This window comes from Actinomycetes bacterium (genome assembly GCA_036510875.1).
In the GTDB taxonomy this organism is placed as follows: domain Bacteria; phylum Actinomycetota; class Actinomycetes; order Prado026; family Prado026; genus DATCDE01.
Genome location: DATCDE010000074.1, coordinates 1 through 3,135, shown reverse-complemented (window position 1 = coordinate 3,135; position 3,135 = coordinate 1). Strand labels below are relative to the sequence as shown.

4 protein-coding genes are annotated in these 3,135 nt (G+C 74.3%); all 4 read left to right on the top strand.

Going from position 1 to position 3,135, the window contains the following annotated elements; all coding sequences use genetic code 11:
• The coding region (locus VIM19_04140) for a pantoate--beta-alanine ligase (GenBank protein HEY5184099.1) at positions 1-194 on the top strand (194 nt) is incomplete at its 5' end.
• Positions 191-1,843, top strand: coding sequence for an L-aspartate oxidase (locus VIM19_04135; GenBank protein ID HEY5184098.1), 1,653 nt, complete (start codon positions 191-193; stop codon positions 1,841-1,843). The genes VIM19_04140 and VIM19_04135, both read left to right, overlap by 4 nt.
• Positions 1,840-2,727, top strand: a complete 888-nt coding sequence (gene nadC, locus VIM19_04130) for a carboxylating nicotinate-nucleotide diphosphorylase (protein ID HEY5184097.1) — start codon at positions 1,840-1,842, stop codon at positions 2,725-2,727. The genes VIM19_04135 and nadC overlap by 4 nt, the downstream gene beginning before the upstream one ends.
• Positions 2,727-3,135: type III pantothenate kinase (locus VIM19_04125; GenBank protein ID HEY5184096.1), on the top strand; the 409-nt coding region annotated here is incomplete at its 3' end. The genes nadC and VIM19_04125, both read left to right, overlap by 1 nt.

Below are 3,135 nucleotides of genomic sequence, written 5' to 3'. Positions count from 1 at the left end.
TGGCGGCGGCGCGAGCCGTGCTGGACGCCGAGCCGGGGCTGGCGCTCGGGTACTGCGCGCTTGTCGACCCGGCCGACCTCAGCGACGTGGGACCCTCCTTCCTGGGCCGGGGGCTGCTGCTCGTGGCTGCCAAGGTCGGGGGCACCCGGCTGATCGACAACGCACTCATCGACGACGTGGGAGTGACCAGGTGACCCGAAGGCTGCCGCTTCCGTCCCGACTGCTGGCCCCGCCACCGGGCTGGACGACGGACACGGACGTCGTCGTGGTCGGCAGTGGCATCGCCGGGCTCACCGTGGCGCTGGGCGCCCGGGCCGAGGGGCTGCGAGTGCTCCTGGTCACCAAGGCACTGCTCGAGGCCGGATCGACCCGGTGGGCGCAGGGCGGGATCGCCGCCGCGCTGGGCCCGGGGGACACCCCCGACCAGCACCTGCACGACACCCTGGTCGCCGGCGTCGGGCTGTGCGACGTCGAGGCGGTGCGCACCCTGGTCACCGAGGGGCCGGGCGCCGTCCGCCGGCTGATCGCCCTGGGCGCCGCGTTCGACCGCGACCCCGACGGTACCCTCGCGCTGACCCGCGAGGGCGGCCACCTGCGCAACCGGATCGCGCACGCCGGTGGCGACGCCACCGGGGCGGAGGTGTCCCGGGCCCTCGCGGCCGCCGTCGTGGCCGACCCGGACATCGAGGTCATCGAGCACGCCCTGGTGCTCGACCTGCTGCACGACGCCGAAGGCCGGGCGGCCGGCGTCACCCTGCACGTCATGGGCGAGGGCACCGAGGAGGGCGTGGGTGCGGTCTACACCCGGGCCGTCGTCTTGGCCACCGGCGGTCTGGGCCAGGTCTTCGCGCAGTCCACCAACCCGGTGGTCTCGACCGGCGACGGCGTGGCGCTCGCGCTACGGGCCGGCGCCGAGGTGGCCGACATGGAGTTCGTCCAGTTCCACCCCACCGTGCTCTACCTGGGCCCCGCCTCGCGCGGCCAGCAGCCGCTGGTGTCCGAGGCGGTGCGCGGCGAGGGGGCGTTCCTGGTCGACGACGACGGCAAGCGGTTCATGCAGGGCCAGCACGAGCTGGCTGACCTGGCGCCGCGCGACGTCGTCGCCAAGGCGATCTTGCGGCGGATGCGGGAGAGCGGCGTCCCCCACGTGTGGCTGGACGGCCGGCACCTGGGCCGGGAGCTGTGGGAGCGCCGGTTCCCCACGATCCTGGAGTCCTGCCGGGCGCACGGCGTCGACCCGGTCAGTGACCTCATCCCGGTGGCTCCCGCCGCGCACTACGCGAGCGGCGGGGTGCGCACCGACACCTGGGGCCGGACCTTGGTGCCCGGGCTGTACGCCGTCGGCGAGTGCGCCTGCACCGGCGTCCACGGCGCCAACCGGCTGGCCTCGAACTCGCTGCTCGAGGGCCTGGTCTTCGCCGAGCGGATCGGCGTCGACCTGGCCCGTGAGCTTCCGCCGCGGCGGGAGCCGGTCGAGGACACCCGGCCGGCCCTGCTGTTCGACGCCAGTGTCCGGGCGCACGTGGCCGCCACCATGACCGACGGCGCCGGCGTGCTGCGCAGCCGGGACAGCCTGCGGCTCACCCAACTGCGGCTGACCGAGCTGCGGCTGCTCGCCACCGAGGCGCCGAGCACCGACTCCTGGCAGGCCACCAACCTGCACCAGGTGGCGTCGTTCATCGCGGCCGCGGCGCTGGAGCGCGAGGAAACCCGCGGCAGCCACTGGCGCGAGGACTTCCCGGACCGTGACGACGCGCGCTGGCGGCGGCACCTGCTGGGCTCCCAGCAGGACGGCGTGTGCCGGCTGGTCCACGGTTCTGCCCTGGAGCAGGAGTCGGCATGACCCTGCGCGCCGCGCTGGCCGACCGGCTCACCGCTGCCGGCCTGGACCCCACGGCCGTCGAGGCGCTGGCCCGCACGGCGCTGGCCGAGGACCTGGCCGGCGGGGTGGATGTGACGTCGGCCGCCACCGTCCCGGCCGACCAGTGGTCGGTTGGGGACTTCGGCTCCCGCGCGGCCGGGGTGGTGGCCGGTCTCGACATCGCGGCAGCGGTGCTGGACGTCGCCACCGACGCAACCGCTGGCTTCGCGTTCCCCGCTGCGGACGGCGCGTGGGTCGAACCGGGCACCGTCGTCCTCACCGCCCGGGCCCCCACCCGGGCGCTGCTCACCGGCGAGCGGACCGCGCTGAACCTGCTGTGCCACCTGTCCGGGGTGGCGACGCTGACCCGCCGCTGGGTGGACGCCGTCGAGGGCACCGGTGCGCGGATCCGGGACACCCGCAAGACCACCCCTGGGCTGCGGGCGCTGGAGAAGTACGCCGTCCGCTGCGGTGGCGGCGTCAACCACCGGATGTCCCTGTCGGACGCCGCCTTGGTCAAGGACAACCACGTGGTGGCCGCCGGTGGGGTGGCCGAGGCCTTCGACTCCGTCCGCCGGATGTGGCCCGAGCTGCCGGTCGAGGTCGAGGTGGACTCCCTCGACCAGCTGCGCACCGTGCTGGACGCCGGTGCCGACCTCGTGCTGCTCGACAACATGGCGCCGGACCTGCTGCGGCAGGCGGTGGCGGTCACCGCCGGCCGGGCGCGGCTCGAGGCGAGCGGTGGGCTGACGCTGGACACGGCCCGTGCCGTCGCGGAGACCGGGGTCGACTACCTTGCCGTGGGCGCGCTCACGCACTCCGCGACCGTGCTGGACATCGGGCTCGACCTCCGGGAGGACAGCTGATGCTGCTCGCGATCGACGTGGGCAACACCAACACCGTCATCGGGCTGTTCGACGCCGAGTCCCTCGAACGCTTCTGGCGGGTCAAGACGGACAGCCGGTCCACGGCCGACGAGATGCGGCTGCTGTACCGGTCGCTGCTCGTCGACGAGCCCGAGATCACCGGTATCGCGCTGTGCTCCTCCGTCCCCGCGGTGCTGCACGAGCTGCGGACGATGCTGGACCGGTACTACGCCCACCTGCCGACGGTGATCGTCGAGCCGGGGGTGCGGACCGGAGTCCCGGTGCTCACCGACAACCCGCGGGAGGTCGGTGCGGACCGCATCGTCAACACCCTGGCCGCGCACACGCTGTTCGGCGGGCCCTCGATCGTGGTCGACTTCGGCACCTCGACCAACCTGGACGTCGTGT